At 70.2% G+C, this 20,037-nt stretch carries 15 protein-coding genes; 8 read left to right on the top strand and 7 right to left on the bottom strand.

Going from position 1 to position 20,037, the window contains the following annotated elements; all coding sequences use genetic code 11:
* Positions 1-128 precede the first annotated feature (128 nt).
* Positions 129-1,061 (top strand): CDP-alcohol phosphatidyltransferase family protein, encoded by a 933-nt coding sequence (locus U9J66_RS20985; RefSeq protein WP_014908529.1) that lies wholly within the window; start codon positions 129-131, stop codon positions 1,059-1,061.
* A 36-nt stretch (positions 1,062-1,097) separates the two neighbouring features.
* Here the strand turns inward: U9J66_RS20985 and U9J66_RS20980 are convergent, their stop codons facing one another.
* Positions 1,098-2,243, bottom strand: coding sequence for an acyltransferase family protein (locus U9J66_RS20980; protein ID WP_442789864.1), 1,146 nt, complete (start codon positions 2,241-2,243; stop codon positions 1,098-1,100).
* A 481-nt stretch (positions 2,244-2,724) separates the two neighbouring features.
* On the opposite strand from U9J66_RS20980, the gene U9J66_RS20975 reads away from it, so the two are divergent.
* Positions 2,725-4,770, top strand: coding sequence for an amidohydrolase (locus U9J66_RS20975; protein ID WP_161111348.1), 2,046 nt, complete (start codon positions 2,725-2,727; stop codon positions 4,768-4,770).
* A gap of 6 nt (positions 4,771-4,776) precedes the next feature.
* Complete coding sequence (locus U9J66_RS20970) at positions 4,777-5,580, top strand: M48 family metallopeptidase (RefSeq protein WP_187294461.1); 804 nt, start codon at positions 4,777-4,779, stop codon at positions 5,578-5,580.
* A gap of 18 nt (positions 5,581-5,598) precedes the next feature.
* Here U9J66_RS20970 and U9J66_RS20965 read toward each other — a convergent pair whose 3' ends face one another.
* Complete coding sequence (locus tag U9J66_RS20965; RefSeq protein WP_326338453.1) at positions 5,599-7,743, bottom strand: elongation factor G-like protein EF-G2; 2,145 nt, start codon at positions 7,741-7,743, stop codon at positions 5,599-5,601.
* 192 nt (positions 7,744-7,935) lie between these two features.
* Between U9J66_RS20965 and U9J66_RS20960 the strand changes: the two genes are divergently transcribed.
* The 3 genes from U9J66_RS20960 (at position 7,936) to U9J66_RS20950 (ending at position 11,381) form a co-directional block, all read left to right on the top strand.
* The gene (locus U9J66_RS20960) at positions 7,936-9,258 is read left to right on the top strand and encodes a CPBP family intramembrane glutamic endopeptidase (RefSeq protein ID WP_326338452.1); all 1,323 of its coding nucleotides are present in this window, start codon (positions 7,936-7,938) and stop codon (positions 9,256-9,258) included.
* A 17-nt stretch (positions 9,259-9,275) separates the two neighbouring features.
* Positions 9,276-10,073: an alpha/beta fold hydrolase gene (locus U9J66_RS20955; RefSeq protein WP_161111351.1), complete on the top strand. Its 798-nt coding sequence runs from the start codon at positions 9,276-9,278 to the stop codon at positions 10,071-10,073.
* Between the two features lie 63 nt (positions 10,074-10,136).
* Positions 10,137-11,381: an MFS transporter gene (locus U9J66_RS20950; RefSeq protein ID WP_161111352.1), complete on the top strand. Its 1,245-nt coding sequence runs from the start codon at positions 10,137-10,139 to the stop codon at positions 11,379-11,381.
* Here U9J66_RS20950 and U9J66_RS20945 read toward each other — a convergent pair whose 3' ends face one another.
* The 3 genes from U9J66_RS20945 to U9J66_RS20935 all read right to left on the bottom strand — a co-directional run bounded on the left by U9J66_RS20945 (position 11,382) and on the right by U9J66_RS20935 (position 14,065).
* Positions 11,382-12,371 (bottom strand): coiled-coil domain-containing protein, encoded by a 990-nt coding sequence (locus U9J66_RS20945; protein ID WP_014912997.1) that lies wholly within the window; start codon positions 12,369-12,371, stop codon positions 11,382-11,384.
* A 258-nt stretch (positions 12,372-12,629) separates the two neighbouring features.
* Entirely contained in the window at positions 12,630-13,187 is a 558-nt protein-coding gene (gene def / locus U9J66_RS20940; RefSeq protein ID WP_326338451.1) for a peptide deformylase, read from the bottom strand.
* Between the two features lie 65 nt (positions 13,188-13,252).
* Positions 13,253-14,065 (bottom strand): nucleotidyltransferase domain-containing protein, encoded by an 813-nt coding sequence (locus U9J66_RS20935; protein WP_014913598.1) that lies wholly within the window; start codon positions 14,063-14,065, stop codon positions 13,253-13,255.
* Positions 14,066-14,841: 776 nt separating this feature from the next.
* On the opposite strand from U9J66_RS20935, the gene U9J66_RS20930 reads away from it, so the two are divergent.
* Together U9J66_RS20930 and U9J66_RS20925 are read left to right on the top strand one after the other, a co-directional pair.
* A complete protein-coding gene (locus tag U9J66_RS20930) occupies positions 14,842-15,519 on the top strand; it encodes a sirohydrochlorin chelatase (RefSeq protein ID WP_014912395.1) in 678 nt (225 codons plus the stop codon).
* A gap of 139 nt (positions 15,520-15,658) precedes the next feature.
* Positions 15,659-16,576: an aminoglycoside phosphotransferase family protein gene (locus U9J66_RS20925; protein ID WP_017535560.1), complete on the top strand. Its 918-nt coding sequence runs from the start codon at positions 15,659-15,661 to the stop codon at positions 16,574-16,576.
* Positions 16,577-16,614: 38 nt separating this feature from the next.
* On the opposite strand, the gene U9J66_RS20920 is transcribed toward U9J66_RS20925, so the two are convergent.
* Both U9J66_RS20920 and U9J66_RS20915 read right to left on the bottom strand, forming a co-directional pair.
* The gene (locus tag U9J66_RS20920; RefSeq protein WP_326338449.1) at positions 16,615-17,313 is read right to left on the bottom strand and encodes a response regulator transcription factor; all 699 of its coding nucleotides are present in this window, start codon (positions 17,311-17,313) and stop codon (positions 16,615-16,617) included.
* The gene (locus U9J66_RS20915; protein ID WP_042282725.1) at positions 17,294-19,837 is read right to left on the bottom strand and encodes an ATP-binding protein; all 2,544 of its coding nucleotides are present in this window, start codon (positions 19,835-19,837) and stop codon (positions 17,294-17,296) included. The genes U9J66_RS20920 and U9J66_RS20915 overlap by 20 nt, the downstream gene beginning before the upstream one ends.
* Between the last annotated feature and the right edge of the window lie 200 nt (positions 19,838-20,037).

Here is a 20,037-nt window from a genome sequence, read left to right as displayed (position 1 = left end):
GTACCCCGGTCTGGCATGATGACCCGATTCCCGCCTCTACCCGGCCCTGACCCATGCCCTTCTCCGGCGCTCGAACGCCGTGAGCCGTGGGCATGCGAGGTCGTGGGCCGCCCCAGGAGAACTCCGCAATGTCGCGTTTCACGCTCGCGCAAGTCAAGGAAGAGACCTACAAGGCCAAGGACGCCTGGTGGACGGTCTTCCTGGTCGACCCGTTGGCCGGCCGGCTGGTGGTGTGGACGGCCAACCGCACCGGTATCACCCCCAATCAGCTCACGCTGGGGGCCGGAGTCCTGGGTCTGCTCTCGGCGCTGTGCTTCATCGCCCCGGTGTGGGCCGGCGACCTGGGGTGGGCGTGGCTGGTGGCCGGAGCGCTGCTGTTCCACCTGAGCTTCGTGCTCGACTGCATGGACGGCAAGATCGCCCGTCTGAAGGGCAACGGCTCGATCTTCGGGGCCTGGGTCGACTTCGTCTTCGACCGGATCCGGTTCTTCGGCTGTGTGATGGCGTTGTTGATCGGTCAGTGGCTGATCACCGGTAACGCCGCCTACCTGATCGTCGCGCCGGTGGTGGTCTTCTTCGACCTGCTGCGCTACCTCAACGGCGCCCAGGTCGCCAAGACCCGCAAGTCGATGAGGCAGGCCCTGGCCCTGGCCACCGGCGACACCGAACGCCTGCGCGAGGAGGCGGTCGGCGGCGCCGTCGATCCCGAGGACGAGGAGGGCCCCGACGCCCCGTCGGCCCCGGCCGCGGGCTCCCCGGCCCCCAAGGGGTTCTACCCCCGGGTCCGGGACGCCCTGCTGCGTCACCGGGTGCGTCCGCACCTGTTCAGCGGGATCGAGTTCGAGATGTTCCTGTGCGTGGTGGCGCCGCTGACCGTGCTGATCGCCTTCGTCTCACCGCTCGACAGCCTGATCATCCCGGTGGCGGTCTTCTCCGTACTGGCGTTGGCCTTCTTCGAGATGGTGCTGGTCCTGCGCCTGTGGAAGGAGACCCGCCGCTTCGAGACGCGTCGCCGTGAAGCGGCCGCCGTCCCGCCGGCGGGGTCCGCCGACGGGAGCTGACGACCTCGGTCCCGGTCTCGGGGCCGGGCCCGGCGTTCACCCCTGAGAGGGGGTCTTCGCCGGGTCCGGCCCCTTCTCGCGTTCGGGGGTCCTCTTGCCCTGGACCTCACGGTCCTCCCTGCGGAGGAACCAGGTCGGCTGGGGCTCCACGGCCCACTTCATGCACGCGCGTACCCAGGGGGCGCACAGCAGGAAGGTGAGTCCCAGGCCCAAGGCGATGGTGGCGGTCAAGGCCACCGGTCCGGTGAGCACGTCGTACCAGGGGGAGGCCTTGAAGACGATCAGGACCACCGAGTGCCCCAGGTAGATGAACAGGGTGTAGGCGCCGAGCGACGTGAACCAGGTACGTCGCTTGGGGGTGAGCGCGAGCACGGCGACGGTCATGGCCAGGGCGAGGCCCATGAAGGCCAACCGGATGCCGATGCTGGGCAGGAGGGGGTCGATGTCCCGGTCGGTGAGGCTGTCCCGCCAGAACAGCCAGTCCCGGCTGAGGTGCTCGGAGATCGGCACGGCGAGAACCGCGGTGGCCACCATGACGACGACGGAGGCGATCCGCACCCAGAGTCGGTCCAGGTGGGCGAAGTGCTCACGGCGCAGGCTCAGACCCAGCACGAAGAAGGGCAGGAAGCTGAGTACGCGCCCCATCGACAGGGTGGAGCCGAGGTCGGCGGTGGCCGCGAACAACGAGATGACGATCGCGATCGCCACGGGCCAGCGCAGACGGTTCCATACGGGCACGCTCAGACGCCACAGGAACAGGGCGACCAGGAACCAGAGCGTCCAGGTCGGCTTGAGGACCGACAGGGAGTCGGGGAGTCCGCCGCGATCGACGGTGTAGATGGCCTGGTGGATCGTCCAGAAGATCAGGTAGGGGACCGCCAGCGACAGGACCAGCTTCTCCACCCGGTTCGACGAGGCGTCGAAGGAGCGTGACAGGTACCCGCTGATCATGATGAACGCGGGCATGTGGAAGAAGTAGATCCAGTAGTAGAGGGCGCCGGCGGGCCCGTAGTCGGTGAGGGGTTCGATCGCGTGGCCGACGACGACCAGGGCGATCAGGATGAACTTGGCGTTGTCCAGGCGGGCGTCACGACCCGGTGCGTCTCCCGAGGGGGCTTTCGCTTCGGGACGGACGGTCTTCTCGGGTCCATCCGTCGCGGATCGGGCGGTCGTACTGGTCAAGGATGAGGCCACTAGGGACTCCGAGGTCACGGGTTGCGGGGTGTGGGCGGTGTTCCCGAACGTCGTCCGAGGGAACGTGGTCGGGTCGCCGGGCGATACCGGAGGACCGACCGATCCGGCGCCGCGTGGCACGCGAGGGGGGATACCGGAGAGGTGATGGCGGCGAACATGGTCCGTTACCTTACTGAGACATGTTGGAATGTGCCAGTGGTTCGCGCAAATCAGGCAAAAGTTCGCGGAGTCGATCTCCTCGCCCGAAACAGGGCGTGAGAAGGCCCCTGTGGGCTCACACGAAGGAGAGCGAAGGTCGCCTATCGTGTGCAGACCCTAACCCATAGCTCACGGCGAGACGCCCATGGGCCACATCATCCGACGTGTCGAACCGAACGCGTCGGTGTGAACCGGCGAGGCCCGCGAAGATAGTCTGACCGAGGCGGCTGTTCCCCTTGCAGCGTCTGCCAGGACGAGAACGAAGAAGGCGGTGGAAACCGTGCCGCACGCGGTGGACCCGAACCGTGCCGCTCAGCACGGAAGCGTGGTCATGCGACTCCTCGACGAGATCTTCCCGCTCGTGGAGGGTGTCTACGTCGACCTGCACAAGAACCCGGAGCTCTCCCACGCCGAACAACGGACCGCCAGCGTCGTCGCGGAATGGCTGAACCGGACCGGCTACGAGGTCCACAAGGGCATCGGTGGTACCGGCGTGGTCGGCATCCTCCGTAACGGCCCCGGTCCCACGGTGATGTTGCGCGCCGACATGGACGCGCTTCCCCTGGAGGAGAAGACCGGGCTCCCCTACGCCAGTACCGCGAAGGCGGTGGACGGCGAGGGCGTCGAGGTGCCCGTCATGCACGCATGCGGCCACGACGCGCACACCGCGTGCCTGGTCGGCGTCGCGGACCTGCTCTCGGAGACCCGCGAGGAATGGGCCGGGACCGTCATGATCGTGGCCCAGCCCGGCGAGGAGACCCTCGACGGCGCCCAAGGGATGATCGACGACGGTCTGTTCGACCGCTTCGGCCGGCCCGACGTCATCCTCGGGCAGCACCTGGGACCGCAGCCCGCCGGTCTCATCTCCCACCGCGCCGGGATCATCCTCGGCGCCGCCAACGCCTACCGGGTGCGCATCCACGGTGAGGGCGGACACGCCTCCCAGCCCCACACCACCGTCGACCCGGTGCTCATCGCCGCCAACATCGTCAGCCGACTCCAGGGCGTGGTCTCCCGTGAGATCAGCCCCAGCGAGATGGCGGTGCTCACGGTCGGCCGGATCCAGGCGGGTACCAAGGCCAACATCATCCCGGACGAGGCCTACCTGGAGATCAGCACCCGGGCGCTCAACGAGAACGTCGCGGACCAGCTGGAGAAGGCCATCGAGCGCGTCGTGCGCGCCGAGGCGGCCGCCTCGGGCGCCGGGCGCGAACCCGAGGTCGAGCGTTTCCAGGGCAGCGGGGTCACCCACAACGACCCGACCGCCACCGCCGACGTCGCCGGCGCACACCTCGCCTACTTCGGCGAGGAGTACGTCATCCACCTGCCGGACCCCTCCCCGTCCACCGAGGACTTCTGCCGCTTCGGTCTGCCCGACGACCCGCAGCCGATCCCCTACGTCTTCTGGTTCGTGGGCGCCACCCCCCACGACGTGTGGGAGTCCGCACCCGGCGACACGCCCTACGAGAAGATGGGCAACGTCCCGAGCAACCACTCCCCGTTCTTCTCGCCCGCCCGCGAGCCCACCCTGCGGGCCGGACTCGCAGCCCTGACGGTGGCCGCCCTGTCCTACCTGGGCAGCGACAACAAGAACCCGTCCAGGCCGAACGTGGCCCCGGTCGGACCGGCCTTCGTGGGGCCGGACCCCACGGGGGTCGCCGACCCGCGCGCCACCACGGGCGAGGGCGAGCAGTACACCTCCGTCCCCGAGGGGACGCCGGGCGTTCCCGAACCCGTGGAGACGCCCTCGTTCTCCCAGGAGGACCCCGGTCCGGTGGAGAACCACGCCGAACCGCCGTCGTCGGCGCCCGTCGGGCCGCCGGTCGTCGCGGGATCCATGGAGGTCCCCTCCTACGAGGACCCGCTCTCGGGGCCCCAGGAAACGCCCTTCCCGTCGGAGGAGCCTCCCTCGGCCCCGCAGGTCGGCCCCGCTCCGGCGGCCCCGACCGCGGACCCGGAGCCCTACACGGCGGACAACGACGCCTACGACAGCGCCTACCTCGCCTCCTCCTGGCCCGCGCCCGACGAGCCCTTCGGCGAGTCCACCCGGGAGTCCGACATCCGCTCGGTCATGGGGGAGCAGGACCAGGAGATCCAGGACGAGTGGCTCGACGACAAGATCGACGAGTCGACCCTGTCCGCCGACATGGCCGCGATCATGGACGAGGTCGGCGCGCCCCCGGCTCCCCCCGGGCCTCCGGCGACCCCGCCCGCGGGCCCCGCCTACGGAGGGCCGCCGCCGGCCGGCAGCGCGCACGACGCGCCTCCGCCCCCCGGGCCGGAGGACGACCGGCCCGACGCCCGCTACCGGTACTGAGGGTCCATGGGGGTCGTCTCATGGCGATGGGGCGACCCCCATGTGCGTCGCTCTCTGCGACACCCGAGGGAGACGCCCATCCTCATCGGGTGTGTCCTGGTCACCCTGTTCACCGTCGCGGGGGCGGTCAGTCGTGCCCTATCGGGAGACCCGAACGAACCCCTGCTGCTGCTGAGCCTGCCCGCGCTCGTGTACTTCGTGCGCGGGCAGCTCTACGCCCGACAACGCGTCAACGGGGTACGTATCACCGAGCACCAGTTCCCCGAGGCGTACCGGATGGTGGTCGAGGCCTCGGAACGCCTCGGGATGCGTCAGGTTCCCGACGCCTACGTGGTGCTCGGCAACGGTGTGCTCAACGCGTTCGCCTCCGGACACGGGTTCCGTCGCTACGTGGCGATCAACAGCGATCTGTTCGAGGTGGGCGGTCGGCTCTCCGACCCCGACGCCCTGCGTTTCGTGATCGGCCACGAGGTGGGGCACATCGCCGCCGGACACACCTCCTTCTGGCGCCAGTTCGCCGTGTCCGTGGCCAACGTGATCCCCGGGGTGGGCAGCACTCTGGGGCGGGCCCAGGAGTACACCGCCGACAACCACGCCTACGAGTACTGTCCCGAAGGGGTCCAAGGGATGCGGATCCTCGCCGCCGGCAAGTACCTCTACCGGGACGTGGACTTCGACGACATCGCCGACCGGGCACGGACCGACACCGGGTTCTTCGTGACCCTGGTCAACCTGCTCTCCAGCCACCCGATCAACACGTTCCGCTTCGCCGCCCTGGCCGACCGCACCAGACCCGGAAGGGTGCTGTGAGGCGGGAGGGGCCGGAGGTCAGGTGTCCCGGTCGCCGGAACGGGGTCGGGCCACCCGGTGCTCCAGGTGTCCGGGAAGACGCTCGTGACGCAGGTAGGAACGGGTGAACGTCCCCGTTCCGTGGGACAGGGCCCGCAACTCGACGGCGTAACGCACGATCTCCAGTTCCGGTACCTCGGCCCTGACCACCACACGGCCGTCGTCCACGGTCTCCGTACCGACCACGCGACCGCGGCGCGCCGAGAGATCGTTGAGGACGGCACCCAGATCGGACCCCTCCACCTCGACGGTCACGGTGTCCAGAGGCTCCAACAGCGCCGGTTCGCAGGTGGTGGCGGCGTCCCGGATCGCCAGCCTCCCGGCCTTCTGGAAGGCCATGTCGGAGGAGTCCACCGCGTGCGCCTTGCCGTCGTACAGCGTCACGCGCAGGTCGACCAACGGGAACCCGTCGCCGATCCCGTCGGCCATCTGGGCGCGGATCCCCTTCTCCACCGCGGGGACGTACCGACGCGGAACGACACCACCGACGATCCGGTCGACGAACTCCAGCCCGGCACCCGACTCCAACGGCTCCACCCGGATCCGGCACACCCCGTACTCTCCGTGGCCGCCGCTCTGCTTGACGTTGCGACCGACCCCCTGTCCGGGCACGGTGAAGGTCTCCCGGAGCGGTACCCGAGGCTCCTCGGTGTCCACCCGGACACCGTGGTGGCTCTCCAACCGGTCCAGGGCCGCCTCCAAGTGGGCCTCGCCCAGACTCCAAAGGACCATCTGGCGGGTCTCGGAATCGACCTCCACCCGGAGGGAGGGGTCCTCGGAGACCAGACGGGCCACCGCGCGGGAGAGCCGATCCTCGTCGGCGGAGGACGCGGCGGCGATCGCCACCGGCATCATCGGGTCGGGGAAGGCCCAGGGACGGACGCGCAGGGACCTCTCGGTGGAGGAGAGGGTGTCCCCGGTACGGGCCGACATCAGCTTGGACACCAGGCACAGGTCGCCGGCGAACACCTCTCCCACCGGGAGGGCCTGCGGGCCCGCGGGGACGAACGGCGAACCCGAGTGCTCTCGTTCGCCCGCCCGCTCCTCCTCGTCGGAGACGGCTCCGGACAAGTGGACGTCGACCTCGGGCGCCAGGGTCCCGGAGAAGACCCGGACCAGGCTCATCCGCCCCACGTACGGGTCGTTCTCCGTACTCAGCACCTCCGCGACCAGCGGCCCCTCCGGGTCGCAGGACATCCCCTCGACCTCCCTCCCATCGGGCCTCTCGACGTGGGGGAGCGGCCGCCGGGTCGGATCGGGGCAGGACAGCGGCAGCTCGTGGAGCAGCTCGCGCACCCCCACGCCCCGGATCGTGTCGAGGGCCAGCACGGGGTGGAACCCGCCGGCGGCCACCGCCCTCTGCACGTCGGCGATCAGAAGGTCCGGGTCGAGTTCTCCGCCCTCCATGTAGCGCTCCATGAGCGTCTCGTCCTCGCTCTCGGTGATCACCTCCTCGACGAGGATCTCCCGGAGCGGCCCGGAGGCCTCGCGCAGCCGGGCGGGGACGGGGCGGGGCACGGCCTCCCCACCGGAGTAGTCGTAGTAGCGCTCGGAGATCAGTCCCCACAGCCCCACCAGGGAGCGTCGATCCCCGCTCCCCTCGAAAGCGGGTACGTAGGCGGCGTGCACCCCCGGCCCGAAGGCCTCCCGGCAGCGGGCCACCACGGCGTCGAAGTCGGCGCGCGGGTGGTCGATCCCGGTGACCGCGACCGCCCTGGGCATGCCCAGGGCGGCGCACTCCCTCCACAGGCTCCGGGTCCGCCCGTCCACCCCGTCCATGGCGGAGATCACGAACAGAGCGGCGTCGGCTCCGCGCAGCCCGGCGCGGGCGGCCCCGAGGAAGTCGGGGTGGCCCGGGGTGTCCAGCAGGTTCACCTTGACCCCGTCCACCATCACCGGGGCGAGGGTCAGGCGCGCCGAGCGGTGCCGTCGGATCTCGATCCCGTCGTGGTCGCTGACGGTGGTGCCCTCTTCGACGTTGCCGGGGCGCCTGATCTCCCCGCTCTCGGCCAGCAACGCCTCGACCAGGCTCGTCTTGCCGGAACCGGACGGTCCGACCAGGGCGACGTTGCGGATGTCACGGGGCTCTTCGGCCCTCGGCGCGGCTACGGTCCGATCGACCATCCCTGCTGCCCAGCCCTTCGGGATCCGGTGGTGATCCCAGAGCCACCACCGTGAGTGTGGCCTACGACACTTCCCACCGTCGCTGTTCGAAGCGCTGTTCACAAGGGGCGAGAAGGTCGATATCAGGGCAAGAGGGTTTCAGGGGATCATGACGTGTCCTATCGACCCGAGTTGTTCTTCTAGGCTGTCCCCGTGCCATGGTCGGAGATTCTTCCCCAGTTCAGTCTCACCGGGACCCTGCTGACGGTCCTCCTGCTGTTCTTCGCGGCTCTCGGTGAACCCTTCCTCGGTCGGCGCGCGTTCGCCTGGCTCTCCCGTAAGGAAGGCGACGAGCGCGCCCTCGGACGGCTGTACATCGTCACGATCACGATCCACCTCCTGTGGGGGCTCCTGGTCCTCGCCGTCGTGCTCACCTCTCCCGAGCTGCGCCCGGCGGACCTCGGGCTGCGGCTCCCGGAGGCCTGGGCGCCCGTCGCGGGCGGCGCGCTCGGCGGACTGGTCGCGCTGATCGCCTTCTGGCTGTTGGTCAACGGCCGACCGACGAGGGACCGACTGCCACTGATCGGCGGTCGCGGGTCGAAGCGGTCGTCCCGTGCCGAGAGCGCGAAGGCGTCGGCCGGCCGTCAGGGGCGTCGAGGCCGTAGGGCCCCGGCCAAGCCGATGACCCTGCCGGACCCGGGTCGTCGACAGCACCTGCTGTTGCCGCGTACGGGCGGCGAGCGGGCCCTGGCCGCGGGCATGGCGGTCACCGGCGGTGTGTTCGGCGAGCTGCTCTACCGCGGTCTGTTCATCGTGCTGGTCACGAGCATGGGTGTCCCGCTGTGGATCGCGGCCGTGCTCTCGGTGCTGCTGTTCTCCGTCGCCCACGTCTACCAGGGCTGGTGGGGGCTGCTCAGCGCCGGTTTCTCCGGCACCCTGTTCACCGTGCTCTACCTGGGCACGGGCAGTCTCCTCGTGCCGATCCTGGTGCACGTGGCGCTCAACCTGCGTTCGCTCGTCTTCGCTCCGGCCGTCGAGCGTGCCCGCGCCGAGGAGGAGTACGACGACCGCGAGTACGACGATCGCGAGTACGACGATCACGGCGGTGACGCCTACGATGATCGCGGCGACGGGTACGACGACGAGTACGGGTACGACGACCACGACGCCCCCCGGACCGAGGGGTTCGACCCGGCACCGACCTTCGAGGAACCCGGCTCCCACGAGACCCGGACGATGCCCGCTCCGCCTCCGCCGCCCGGCCCCGTGCAGGGTCCGCCGCCGCCCTTCCCGCCGTCCGGCCCGGCCCAGGCTCCTCCGCCGCCCTTCCCTCCCAAGGGCCCCGCGCAGGGACCGCCGCCGCCCTTCCCACCCGGTGGGCCGGCCCAGGCTCCTCCGTTCCCGCCGTCCGGCCCCTCCCAAGGGCCGCCGCCCGGACGTCACACGGGTCCGCCCTCGAACGCTCCCGGATGGGGCGACCCGAGGTACCGGGACGAAGGCGACACACCGGGGCCGGGCTCCCCGTACCGGAACTGATCGTGCACGATGGAGTGGTGTCCGACGCCATTGACCACTCCATCGCCGGCCCCCAGGAGGAACGCTTCTGGCTCACCACCTCGGACGGGGTGGGGATCGACGCCGTGCTGCTGCGCCGCGCCGAGCCCCGTACCACCGCCGTGGTGCTCGCCAACGGCTTCACCGGGACCTACCGGAGTCCGCACACCCGCGCCATCGCCGAGGGACTGATGTCCGTCGGCGACGTCATGACCTTCGACTTCCGGGGCCACCACGGCTCCGGTGGGCAGAGCACGGTCGGCAACGCCGAGATCCACGACCTGGAGGCGGTCGTGTCCCGCCTGCGCGAACTCGGCTACTCCCGGATCGCCACGGTCGGGTTCTCCATGGGGGCCGCCGTCGCGGTCCGACATGGCGCCATCTACGGCGGCGTCTCGGCCGTGGTCTCCATCAGCGGTCCCAGCCGCTGGTACTACCAGGGCACCCGTTCCATGCGCCTGCTCCACCTCGGTATCGGGAGATCGATGGGCCGCGCCTTCCTTCGCCGTTTCCGCAAGGTCCGTGTCACCGACCGACGCTGGGACCCGACCCCCGCCGAGCCCCGAGAGATCGCCGGGGAGATCTCCCCGACGCCGCTGTTGGTGATCCACGGAGACGCGGACTCCTACTTCCCGGTCTCGCACGCCACCGCCGTCTACGACGCGGCCCGGCACCCCAAGGACCTGTGGATCGTCCCCGGTATGGGACACGCGGAACGGGCGGTCGCCCCCGAGCTCGTGGTCAGGGTGCGGGACTGGCTGAAGCCGCGGCTCTCCGCCGTCGAACCCGAGGAGTGAGGGCACGGACGGGGAGGTGAGGGAGGCGTCGACAGGTCATCCGGGCTCCGTTAGAAAGGACGGATGACCCGATCTCCCGTCACCTCCGTCGAGACCACGCCCACCGGCCCCCCGGGACTGAAGGGGCGGGGCTTCGCCCTGCTCATCGCCGCCACGGCGGTCGGACTCTGCGGTTTCGCCGCGGTGCTCCCCCTGGTCCCCCTCTGGGCGAGTCGGGGCGGTGCGGGAGAGTTCGGCGCGGGCGCCACGACCGCCGTCTTCATGCTCACCACCGTCCTCACCCAGTTGTGCATGCCCTGGCTGCTCGATCGGGCCGGCGGCTACAGGTGGACCTTCCCGGTCGGCGCGCTGGTGATGGGGGTGCCCACCCCGCTGTTCGCCATGACCACCGACCTGGGGCCGATCCTGGTCGTCTCCGCCGTCCGGGGTGTGGGTTTCGGCATGGTGACGGTGGCCGGGACCGCGCTCGCGGCCAGGCTGGTCACCAGGGAGCAGGTCGGCCGGGCCACCGGATACTACGGTCTGGCCGTGGGGCTGCCCCAGATCGTCATCCTGCCCGGCGGCGTGGCCTTGGCGCTCGCTCTGGGCTTCGACACGGCCTTCTGGCTCACCGGGATCTCCGGTGTGGTGTCGGCGGCGCTGGCGTCGGGCATCCTGGTCGCCGACGGGGGACGTAACCGGGAGGCGCTGCGCTCGACCGGTGAACAGACCCCGGACCGGACCGATTCACCGCGCGGCCTGCCGCTGCTGGTCGCCCTGGCCGCGCCCTTGGCGGTCATGCTCCTGATCGCCTCCGGAGCCGGGGCGATCGTCACCTTCCTGGCGATCCCCCTGGAGCGGGCGGCCTGGCTGGTCGGCGCCCTCTTGGCCGCCTACGCCCTGATGCTGGTGATCGGACGCTGGAGCGCCGGGATGCTGTTCGACCGGTACGGCCGCACTCTCCTGCTGTTGCCCGGAGCGCTCTCCGCGGTGCTGGGCATGGTCCTGATCGCGGTGGCCCTGTGGTCCAACGGCGACGGGGCGCCGGGGGCGGGGACGGCGGCCCTGGTGCTGGGCGGGGCGGCCCTGTTCGGAGCGGGCTTCGGAGCCGTGCAGAACGAGACCGTCACGATGATGCTGAACCGCGCCGGCCCGACCGGTCATGGTCGGGCCAGCGCGGTGTGGAACATCGGCTACGACGCGGGTACCGGGGTCGGCGCGGTCGCCCTGGGACTGGTCATCCAGCTCTCGGGCTACGGGCCGGCCTTCGCCCTGCTGGCCTTGGCGCTGGTGGCCGTCGTCCCTCTGGCCCTGGACCGTCGTCGGTGATCAGTACGAGGTGATGTGCACGTGGTCGTAGTGGTTCTGGGTCGCGTCGCCCCGGTCGTTCATCCACGTCCACTGGCGGGCGGTGGACTGCCAGATCTGCTGTTCCCAGATGATGTACTTGATGCCCAGCCGGTCGGCGTTGGCGATGCCGTAGTCGGCGATCTGCTGTCCCAGGGCCCGGTTGGCCTCTGAGGGGTGGGCGCCGTTGGCGCTCATCATGAAGTCGCAGGCCCGACCCTCGCCGTGGTCGTCGGCACTGGAGCGCCAGCAGCCGACCGGGTAGGGGGCGCCGAACTCCCTGATGATCTCGTCGCGGATGGCCGCCATACGGGGCTGGGTCTGGTCCCAGCCGCCGCCTCGGGCGCTGTCCGGGATGCTGCCGTCGCCGCTGCCGCCGCCACCGCCGGGTGTGTCGGGCTCCGGGGGAACCTGCTCCTCCTCGTACTCGGCGATGCGCTGCTCGACCTCCTCGCGCTGTTCCTCCAGCGAGTCGATCAGCTCCGAGGCCTCCTCCAGCTCCTCCTTGAGGTTCCGGGTGGTCTCGGCCTGGTCGTCCCGCAGGGTGATGAGGTCGGAGATCTGTTCGGCCTGGCTACGACCGAGGTAGTCGACGTTCGCGGCGTCGGCGAACATGTCCTCGGGGTCGCTGGAGAAGACGACCTGGAGGGTCGGATCGAAGCCGTCGTTCTTGTAACGGGCGGCGGCGATGGTGGAGACACCGGTCCGGGAGTCCTCCAACCGCTTCTCGATCTTCTCCAGGGACTCCTCGGCCTCCTCGACACGGTCCTTGATCTCGGTGAACTGGAGCAGTTCGCCGTCGTAGGTCTCCTCCAGCTCCTCGGCCCGCTGGGTGAGCTCGTCGATGTCCACGTCGTCGTCCGGGTCGGCCTGGGCCACCCCGGACAGGCCCACGAGAAGGGCCGAGGTGAGGGCCGCGAGGGAGAGCGGGGTCCGGGCGCGGCGGGGGGCGTTACGAGGAGTGGATGTCATGTCTGCTCCGTCGATGGTCTGAGCGCATCGGCTACGCCGGGGCGACGGTCCTGCCGTCACGAGAGGGGCGGAAGGATACTCGGTCGACCATACGAGATCTTGGTGTTATGTGCACAGTGTGTTGATTCGTGAGGTTCTGGGGGAGAGAGCGGGCTCTGTCCGAAGATACCCAAGGTGGTGGACCGGACCGGACGCCCTGAGCAGGACGGAGATCACCCCGGGGGAGAGGGCGGCCCCGGGGCGCGGGAGGGAACGAGGTCAGGAGCCCCCGCCGAAGGCGCTGGGGAGCCGCACGGAGGTGCTGGGCGCCGGGAGGTCCGAGGGCAGGAACCAGTCGGATCTGCGGATGTCGCGCATCGCGGCCTTGCGGTTCTCGGGGTCGAGCCGATCGATGTAGAGCATGCCCTCCAGATGGTCGGTCTCGTGCTGGAGGCACTGGGCCATCAGGCCGGCCCCCTCCACCGTCACGGGCTCGTTGCGCAGGTCGACGCCCTTGACGACGGCCCGTTCGGCCCGCCGGGTCCGGTACCACAGGCGGGGGATGGACAGACAGCCCTCGTCACAGTCCTGGAGCTCCTCGGAGAGCTCGACGATCTCGGGGTTGATCACATAGCCGACGCGCCCCTCGACGGCATAGCTGAACACACGTGATCCCACACCGATCTGGGTGGCGGCCACACCCGCGCGTCCGGGCGCGTCCACGGTGTCGAGCAGGTCGCGGACCAGCTTCTCCGTACGCTGATCGAACGTGGTGACGGGGGTGGTCCTGGTGACGAGTACTGGATCGCCGAAGCGGACGATGGGGCGCATGGTCATGAGCCCAGGTTAGTCAAGGCCGCGGCCGAGGTGTACGGGTCGGGAGGATCCGGGCGGGAGGGCGATCAGGTGGCCAACCCCGGACGCAGTGACTCGTCCAGGACCATCTCGATGTAGTCCAGAGCGGCCCGGCGGCGGGCGAGGGCGCTCTGGTACAGGGACGGGGAGCGGTCCCCCCTGCGCACGCGCAGGCACTCGTTGACGATGCGCTGCCAGCGCTCGGGGAAGGCGTGGAGGGCGTAGGCGCCGGCGCCCGACTTGGAGGTGATCTCGCCGGTCTTGAGGGTGAAGTGCAGTCGGCTGACGCTGAGCACGCTCCAGGAGGGGGCCAGGGAGCCCAGTACGGCCAGTCCGCGCGGGGTGACCAGGCGTCCGGCCTTCTCCCGCCAGCGGCGCCAGTGCTCGTCCAGGGAGCCGAGGGACCACGTGCGCAGGCTCTCGGGCTCGTCCCACACGTCCAGCTCGATCGGGTGGGGGCCGCGGACGGTGACGCCCCGGTCGGCCAGGACGTGCCAGGTGACCGGGTTGACGTCGGCGCCGGCGCGGGGGCGGAAACGGCCGTTGATGACCGACGGGACGGGGCCGCACTCGCCGGGGTCCCGGTTGAGCTCCTCCCAGGTGACGTGGATCCCGTTGAACTGCGGGTCGGACACCTGGTGCCGGGTGCGGGCGTGGATCCGGCGCAGGGAGTCCAGCTCCGCGCCCTCGGGGGAGCGCTCGGTGACGACGACGAAGTCGACGTCGCTGGCGTGCGGTCGGAAGTCGCCGAGGGCGACCGAACCGGTCAGGTAGAGACCCTGGACCAGCCCGGGAGCCTCTTGATCAGCGTTGGCGAGGAAGGCCTGGGTCAGCGTCTGCACCCGGGGGTGGACGGCCATGCTCACTCCAGTCTGGACGGTTCTCGGGTCGCGCGTCGGTGCGAGGGAATCGGACGTGGTGGGCCGATCGCACCGTCGGATGCTCGTGTGAACGGAGGGGCTTCAGGGGCGTTAGGGGCCCACGTGGGTTCCTCCGTTTGGTCCAAGTGTGATCGTGGTCGGGGGGGAATGGCAAGTGATCACGCCGGACCCGCATCCTGTCTCCCCACGTCAAGTGGTGTGCGGCTATGGCGGGGAGGGGGAGTGCGCACCCTTGACAAGAGGGGATCGCATGTGCAAGGCGAGTGTGTCCCGTGGTCCGTCGGGTGTCCACGTCGACGTCTTCGCGAGTGCGGCGGAAAAGTCGACGGGTATTCCTCGGCACGTGCAGATGTTCCGTGCATTTGCATTCGAACGCGGTCGAGGGGATTTCTCTGGAGAGGTCGGCTTCGGAGGGGCGGCTACTTCGTCGGAGTGTGGTGTCCCTCATGTTCTACCCAGGGGTAGCTTTTTTTGAAATGTCCGCTGGAGTCGATGATGTCACAGGTCGAGGTGGCTGTGGAGGCGGTGCTTCCGTGGTTTCCGTGAAGTTTTGTACCGTCGTGTGTTTTTTCGTGATGTGGACACTTCCTGTCTTTTAGTGGATCGTTATGGTTCACCAAGACTTTCTCAGGAGATAACCAACACAGCCATGGTCCGTTGTTCCCCTCCGCGTAACACGGGTGTGCTCCCTCGAAACAACACCCCGCGATACTCGGTCGACGACGGATTCCGCCGCGACGCCCAAGGAGCCGTGCATGGTCCCCACCATGGTCCTCGTAGCCGACGATTCCCGTGACGCCCACCGACGAGAGGCCCTGCACGGCCTGGCGGAGGCGGTGGCCGAACGAGGCGAGGCGCCGGTCGAGGCGGCCTTCGGGAGCCCGGACGAGGTGGGCGCCGCGATCCGCGCCGTCCCCGGGCCCAAGGTGGTGGTCCCCGCCTTCGTCGCCGGCGGGGACGTGGCCAGCGCGCACCTCCTCTCCCGCCTCGGCCTGGGCGGTCTGGAGAACTCCTGCCAGACCTCCCCCCTGGGAGCGGTCCCCTCGATCGTCGCCGACCTCGCGGCCCGTCTGTCCGAGGTCGCCGGAGACCACGACGACGGGGTGATCCTCGCCGCCGACGGCACCACGGGCGCTGAGGAGCGCCAGGTGGTCATGGACGTGGCCCGAATGCTCAGCCGGCGCCTCTCCTCTCCGGTCCAGGTCGGTTACCTGCGGACCTGGGCCCCCTCGGTCTCCGACGCCGTCGACCGGCTGCGCCGCAGCGGACACGAGCGGGTCTCGGTGGCCGCCTGGCGCCTGGTGGACGGCCCCGACTTCGACCTGCTCCGAGGGTTCGACGTCACCACCATCACCGAACCTCTGTGGCCCTCGGATCTGGTGGTGGACACCCTCCTGGCCCAGCACCGCGCCGCCAAGGGGCGCCTTTCGTGAAACGCGGAGCGGGGCCGGTCGATGACGAACGCGTCACGGACCGTCACCACCGTTACCCGAGGTACGAGGATGGGTATGGGCCCACGGACGGGGCGGGAACCGGGTGGGCGTCGAGACGAGCGGACCTGAAGGTGGATGTATGAACGACGTCACAGCGCGGTTCGTCGACGATCGACACCGTCGCCGACTGGAACACCGTTTCGGTGGCCACGTCGTCGAATGGTTGAAGGATCTGCCCGCGCTCGTCGAAGAGCTGTCCGACCGCTGGGGACTGACCGTGGAGGGACCGGCCCCGCAGGGCCGTACCTCCGTCGTCCTCTACGTTCGGCGCGCCGAGGAGGCCGGGGTGCTCAAGATCTCCCCGGACAACGGCCTGGCCGTCGCCGAGGCCGGTTCGCTGCGCATGTGGAGCCCCTCCCGGAGGGTCCCCGAGGTGTGGGAGCTCGACGGCGAACACGGGGCCTTCCTGATGGAACGCGTCGACGGCGAGACGATCGCGGCCAAGGGCGTGGTCCCCTCCTCCGAGGTCATCGGCGGCCTGATCTCCTCCCTGCACGGGGTCAAGGTCTCCGAGGCCCTCCACCGGGAACTGCGCCCGCTCATCGCCCGGGTGCAGTTCGTCTTCGACATGTGGAATCGGGAACGGATCGAGGGGCCCGCGGCCGACATCGTCCCCGCCACCCTCATGCACCGAGGGGCGGCCAAGGCCAGGGATCTGGCCAACGGCGACGTCGACATCGTGCCCCTGCACGGAGACCTGCACCCCGGCAACGTCATCGACGGCGGCTCTCGCGGACTGGTGGTCCTGGACCCCCGGGCCTGTCTGGGCGACGCCGCCGTGGACGCGGTCGACTGGGCCCTGTGGAAGGCCGACGACGTGGCCGAGGTGGAACGTCGGGTGGAGGGGCTCTCCCGGACGATGGGGGTCGACGGGGACCGGATGATGGAGTGGGTGCGGGCCTTCGCCCCCTGCCTCGCCGTCTCCAAGGCCAACCGGGGCCAGGGCGGGACGGTCGAGTTCGACCTGCTCATGAACCTGTGCGAGATCCCCGCCTGAGGTCGGGCCCGGGACACGTTCCACCGGGCCCGCCCCCTTCAAGGTCGGGCGTGGTCTCCTCGGGACGCCGATTCGAACCGGTAACCCCGGCCCGCCTCGGTGATGAGGTACCGGGGGTGCGAGGGGTCGGGCTCCAGCTTCCGACGTAGCTGGGCCAGGTAGACGCGCAGGTAGTTGGTCTCGTTCTGGTAGGCGGGGCCCCACACGTCGTGCAGCAGCCGGCGTTGGCTGACCAACCGACCGGCGTTACGGGCCAGGATCTCCAGGATGTGCCATTCGGTGGGGGTCAGCCGGACCTCCTCGCCGTCCCGCGTCACCCGCTTGGCGCCCAGGTCCACCTCGAAGGTGTCGGTCCGGACCACCGGCGCCTCCTCGATCCGGTCCGCCCGACGCTCGGCCGCGCGCATCCGCGCCAACAACTCGTCCATCCCGAACGGCTTGGTCACGTAGTCGTCCGCGCCCGAGTCCAGACAGCGCACCTTCTCACCCGCCGAGTGCCGGGCCGACAGCACGATGATCGGTACCCGGGACCACCCGCGCAGCCGCTGGATGACCTCCACGCCCTCCATGTCGGGAAGGCCCAGATCCAACAGGACCACCTGGGGGGGGTGCTCCCGTGCCAGGCGCAGCGCCGACTCTCCGTCCCCCGCGGTGACCACGTCGTAGCCCCGGGCCCTCAGGTTGATCCGCATGGCCCGGATGATCTGTACATCGTCGTCAACGACCAGGACCCGCATCGACCCGCCTCTCCTCTTCCTCGTCCTCCGGCGTTACCGCACGCAGGGTGAACACCATCGTCAGACCGCCCCCCGGGGTGTCCTCCGGATCGAGGGTCCCGTGCATCGCCTCGACGAATCCACGGGCCACCGCCAGACCCAGCCCCACACCCGTCCCCTGGGGCGCGTCCCCCAGGCGCTGAAAGGCCTCGAACATCCGCTGTTTGGCCTCGTCGGAGACGCCCGGGCCCCGATCCACCACACGGAGCTGGACGCTGTCGCCGTGCGCGCTGGCCGAGACCAGCACGGGCGTGCCTGGGTCGGGGTTGTAGCGCACGGCGTTGGCCACCACGTTGTCGACGGCCCGGTCCAACAGTCCCACGTCCACTCGTACCCGGGGCAGATCCTCGGGAACGTCGACCACCACGGCCTCCCTCGGAACCCCCAACAGGGTCGAGGGGAGTATCTCGTCCAGCCCCACCGAGCGTATTCGGGGTACCACGCTGTCGGTCTGGACCCGGCTCATGTCCAACAGGTTCCCGATGAGCCGGTCGAGTCGGTCGGTGGACTCCTCGACGGTCTCCAGGAGTTCGGAACGATCCTCCTCCGAGAGGGCGATGTCGGTGGCGCGCAGGCTGGAGACGCTCGCCTTGATGGAGGTCAGCGGGGTGCGCAGATCGTGCGAGACCGCCGCCAACAGGGCGGTCCGGATCCGGTTGCCCGCGGCCTGGCCCCGTGCCTCGGCGGCGTCCCACGCCAGCCGTTGATGCTCCATCGCGATACCCACGTGGGTGGCGAAGGCGCTCAACACCCCCCGGTCCGCGGCGGGCAGCATGCGTCCGCGCAGGGCCAGGGCGACCGTGTCGGAGACCGTCACCAGGGCGTCCGCCTCCTCCGGTGTCTCGCAGGCGGGGGCGCCCACGCTGTGCACCGGATGCCAGCGGTCGTCCTCCAGCCGTTCCAGCAGGGTGGCCGAACGCTGCCCGAAGGTCTCGCGGATCCGCCGCAGCAGGGCCTGGAGCGGTTCGTTCCCGGAGAGGACGCTCGCCGCCAACAGGGCCACCGCGTCCGCCTCCGCCCGGCCGCGCACCGCCTGTGACGAGCGCCGGGCGGCCATCTCCACCATCACCGCCACGAGCGAGCCGACCAGGACGAACACCGTCATCGCCAGGAAGTTGTCCGACGACATCGACGGTCTGCCGTGCAACGGCGACAGCAGGACGGTGAGCAGGACCGCGCTCCACAGCGCCGAGACCAGCGCCGGACGCAACCCGCCCACGGCCGCGGTCGCCACCGTGATGAGCAGGAGGAACAGAGGGTCCGAGGCGGGTCCCACCCCGTCGAAGAAGGGCAGGGTCAGGATCAGGGAGACCAGGAGGGGCGCCAGCAGCGAGAGGGTCCAGCCCCAGATCCTCCGGTGGTGGTTCAGGCCCCGGCCGGGAGCGGGCAGGAGCCAACGTCCGCCGCCGACCTCCTCGTGGGTGACGATGTGCACGTCGATGTCGCCGGACTCGCGCGCCACTATCGTGCCCACACCCGGCCCGAACACGTACTGCCAGGCACGTCTGCGGGAGGAGCCCAGGACGATCTGGGTGGCGTGGGCGCCGCGGGCGAACTCCAGCAGCGACGAGGGCACGTCCGTCCCGACCACCTGATGGTAGGTGCCGCCGAGCTCGGCCAACAGGCGGCGCTGACGCAGCAGGTCCCCGCTGGGACGTTCGCCGATCCCGTTCGGGGGGAGCACGTGCACCGCGAGCAGGTCGCTGGGTTGGGGGCGGCCGCCCCGTGAACGGGACGCGACCCGGGCCGCCCGGCGGATGAGGGTCTCGCCTTCGGGGCCGCCGGTCAGAGCCACCACGACCCGCTCCCTGGCCTCCCAGGTCTGGCGGATCTCATGCTCGCCCCGGTAGCGGGACAGCCCTTCCTCGACCCGGTCGGCGGTCCACAGCAGCGCGAGTTCGCGCAACGCGGCGAGGTTGCCTTCGCGGTAGTAGGCGGCCAGGGCGGCGTCCACCCGCTCGGCCGGGTGCAGGTCGCCGTGGGCCATCCGGCGGCGCAGTTCCTGTGGGGTGACGTCGACCAGCTCGACCTCGGCCGCCGCGTGCACCACCCGGTCGGGGACGGTGTACTCGGGGCGGACCCCGGTGATCTGATGGACGACGTCGTACAACGACTCCAAGTGGTGGATACCGACGGTGGAGAGCACATCGATCCCCGCGTCGAGGAGTTCCTCCACGTCCTGCCACCGGGTGGGGTTGGGCGCGCCGTGCGGGTTGGGCCTGGCCAGGTCGTCGACGACGACCAGTTCGGGAGCGCGGGAGATCACGGCGGCGGTGTCCACCGAACCCGAGGGGTGGGCGGGCACGACCTCCAGGCCCTGGAGCAGGGCGGAGGTGTGGACCCTGCGGTGGGTGTGCACCGCGCCGACGACCACGTCGGCCCCGCGTTCGACGCGTCTGCGGGCCTCGTCCAGGGCGTGGTGTGTGGTGCCGACACCGGGGGCGGAGCCCAGGTGGATGCGGAGTCTTCCTTTCACGTCCCCCATTGTGGGTCGGTTCCCGGGCCCGCGGGCGAAAGTCGGGTGACGACAGGCCGTGGGGAGGGTGATCTTCCCGACGCCCGGCGTCGCCGACGGTGGCGGAACCCCCGGTGGAGAGGCGCTCTCGTTCCTCTCACGAGAAGGAGGGCGTGTGTTCCGTCGAGAAGGAGCGGCTTTGAGGTCTTATGCGTCGGATAGAACGGAGA

Origin of the sequence: Nocardiopsis sp. LDBS1602 (genome assembly GCF_035818715.1) — a bacterium.
In the GTDB taxonomy this organism is placed as follows: domain Bacteria; phylum Actinomycetota; class Actinomycetes; order Streptosporangiales; family Streptosporangiaceae; genus Nocardiopsis; species Nocardiopsis alba.
Note: the sequence above shows the minus strand (reverse complement) of the source record. Positions and strands in the feature narration are given on the sequence as shown.

Bases quoted from the DNA above. Each gene is read 5' to 3' on its own strand.
- U9J66_RS20985 (WP_014908529.1), top strand. From the start codon at position 129: ATGTCGCGTTTCACGCTCGCGCAAGTCAAGGAAGAGACCTACAAGGCC.
- U9J66_RS20970 (WP_187294461.1), top strand. From the start codon at position 4,777: ATGGGGGTCGTCTCATGGCGATGGGGCGACCCCCATGTGCGTCGCTCT.
- U9J66_RS20965 (WP_326338453.1), bottom strand. From the start codon at position 7,743: ATGGTCGATCGGACCGTAGCCGCGCCGAGGGCCGAAGAGCCCCGTGAC.
- U9J66_RS20950 (WP_161111352.1), top strand. From the start codon at position 10,137: ATGACCCGATCTCCCGTCACCTCCGTCGAGACCACGCCCACCGGCCCC.
- U9J66_RS20945 (WP_014912997.1), bottom strand. From the start codon at position 12,371: ATGACATCCACTCCTCGTAACGCCCCCCGCCGCGCCCGGACCCCGCTC.
- def (WP_326338451.1), bottom strand. From the start codon at position 13,187: ATGACCATGCGCCCCATCGTCCGCTTCGGCGATCCAGTACTCGTCACC.
- U9J66_RS20935 (WP_014913598.1), bottom strand. From the start codon at position 14,065: ATGGCCGTCCACCCCCGGGTGCAGACGCTGACCCAGGCCTTCCTCGCC.
- U9J66_RS20930 (WP_014912395.1), top strand. From the start codon at position 14,842: ATGGTCCCCACCATGGTCCTCGTAGCCGACGATTCCCGTGACGCCCAC.
- U9J66_RS20925 (WP_017535560.1), top strand. From the start codon at position 15,659: ATGAACGACGTCACAGCGCGGTTCGTCGACGATCGACACCGTCGCCGA.
- U9J66_RS20920 (WP_326338449.1), bottom strand. From the start codon at position 17,313: ATGCGGGTCCTGGTCGTTGACGACGATGTACAGATCATCCGGGCCATG.
- U9J66_RS20915 (WP_042282725.1), bottom strand. From the start codon at position 19,837: ATGGGGGACGTGAAAGGAAGACTCCGCATCCACCTGGGCTCCGCCCCC.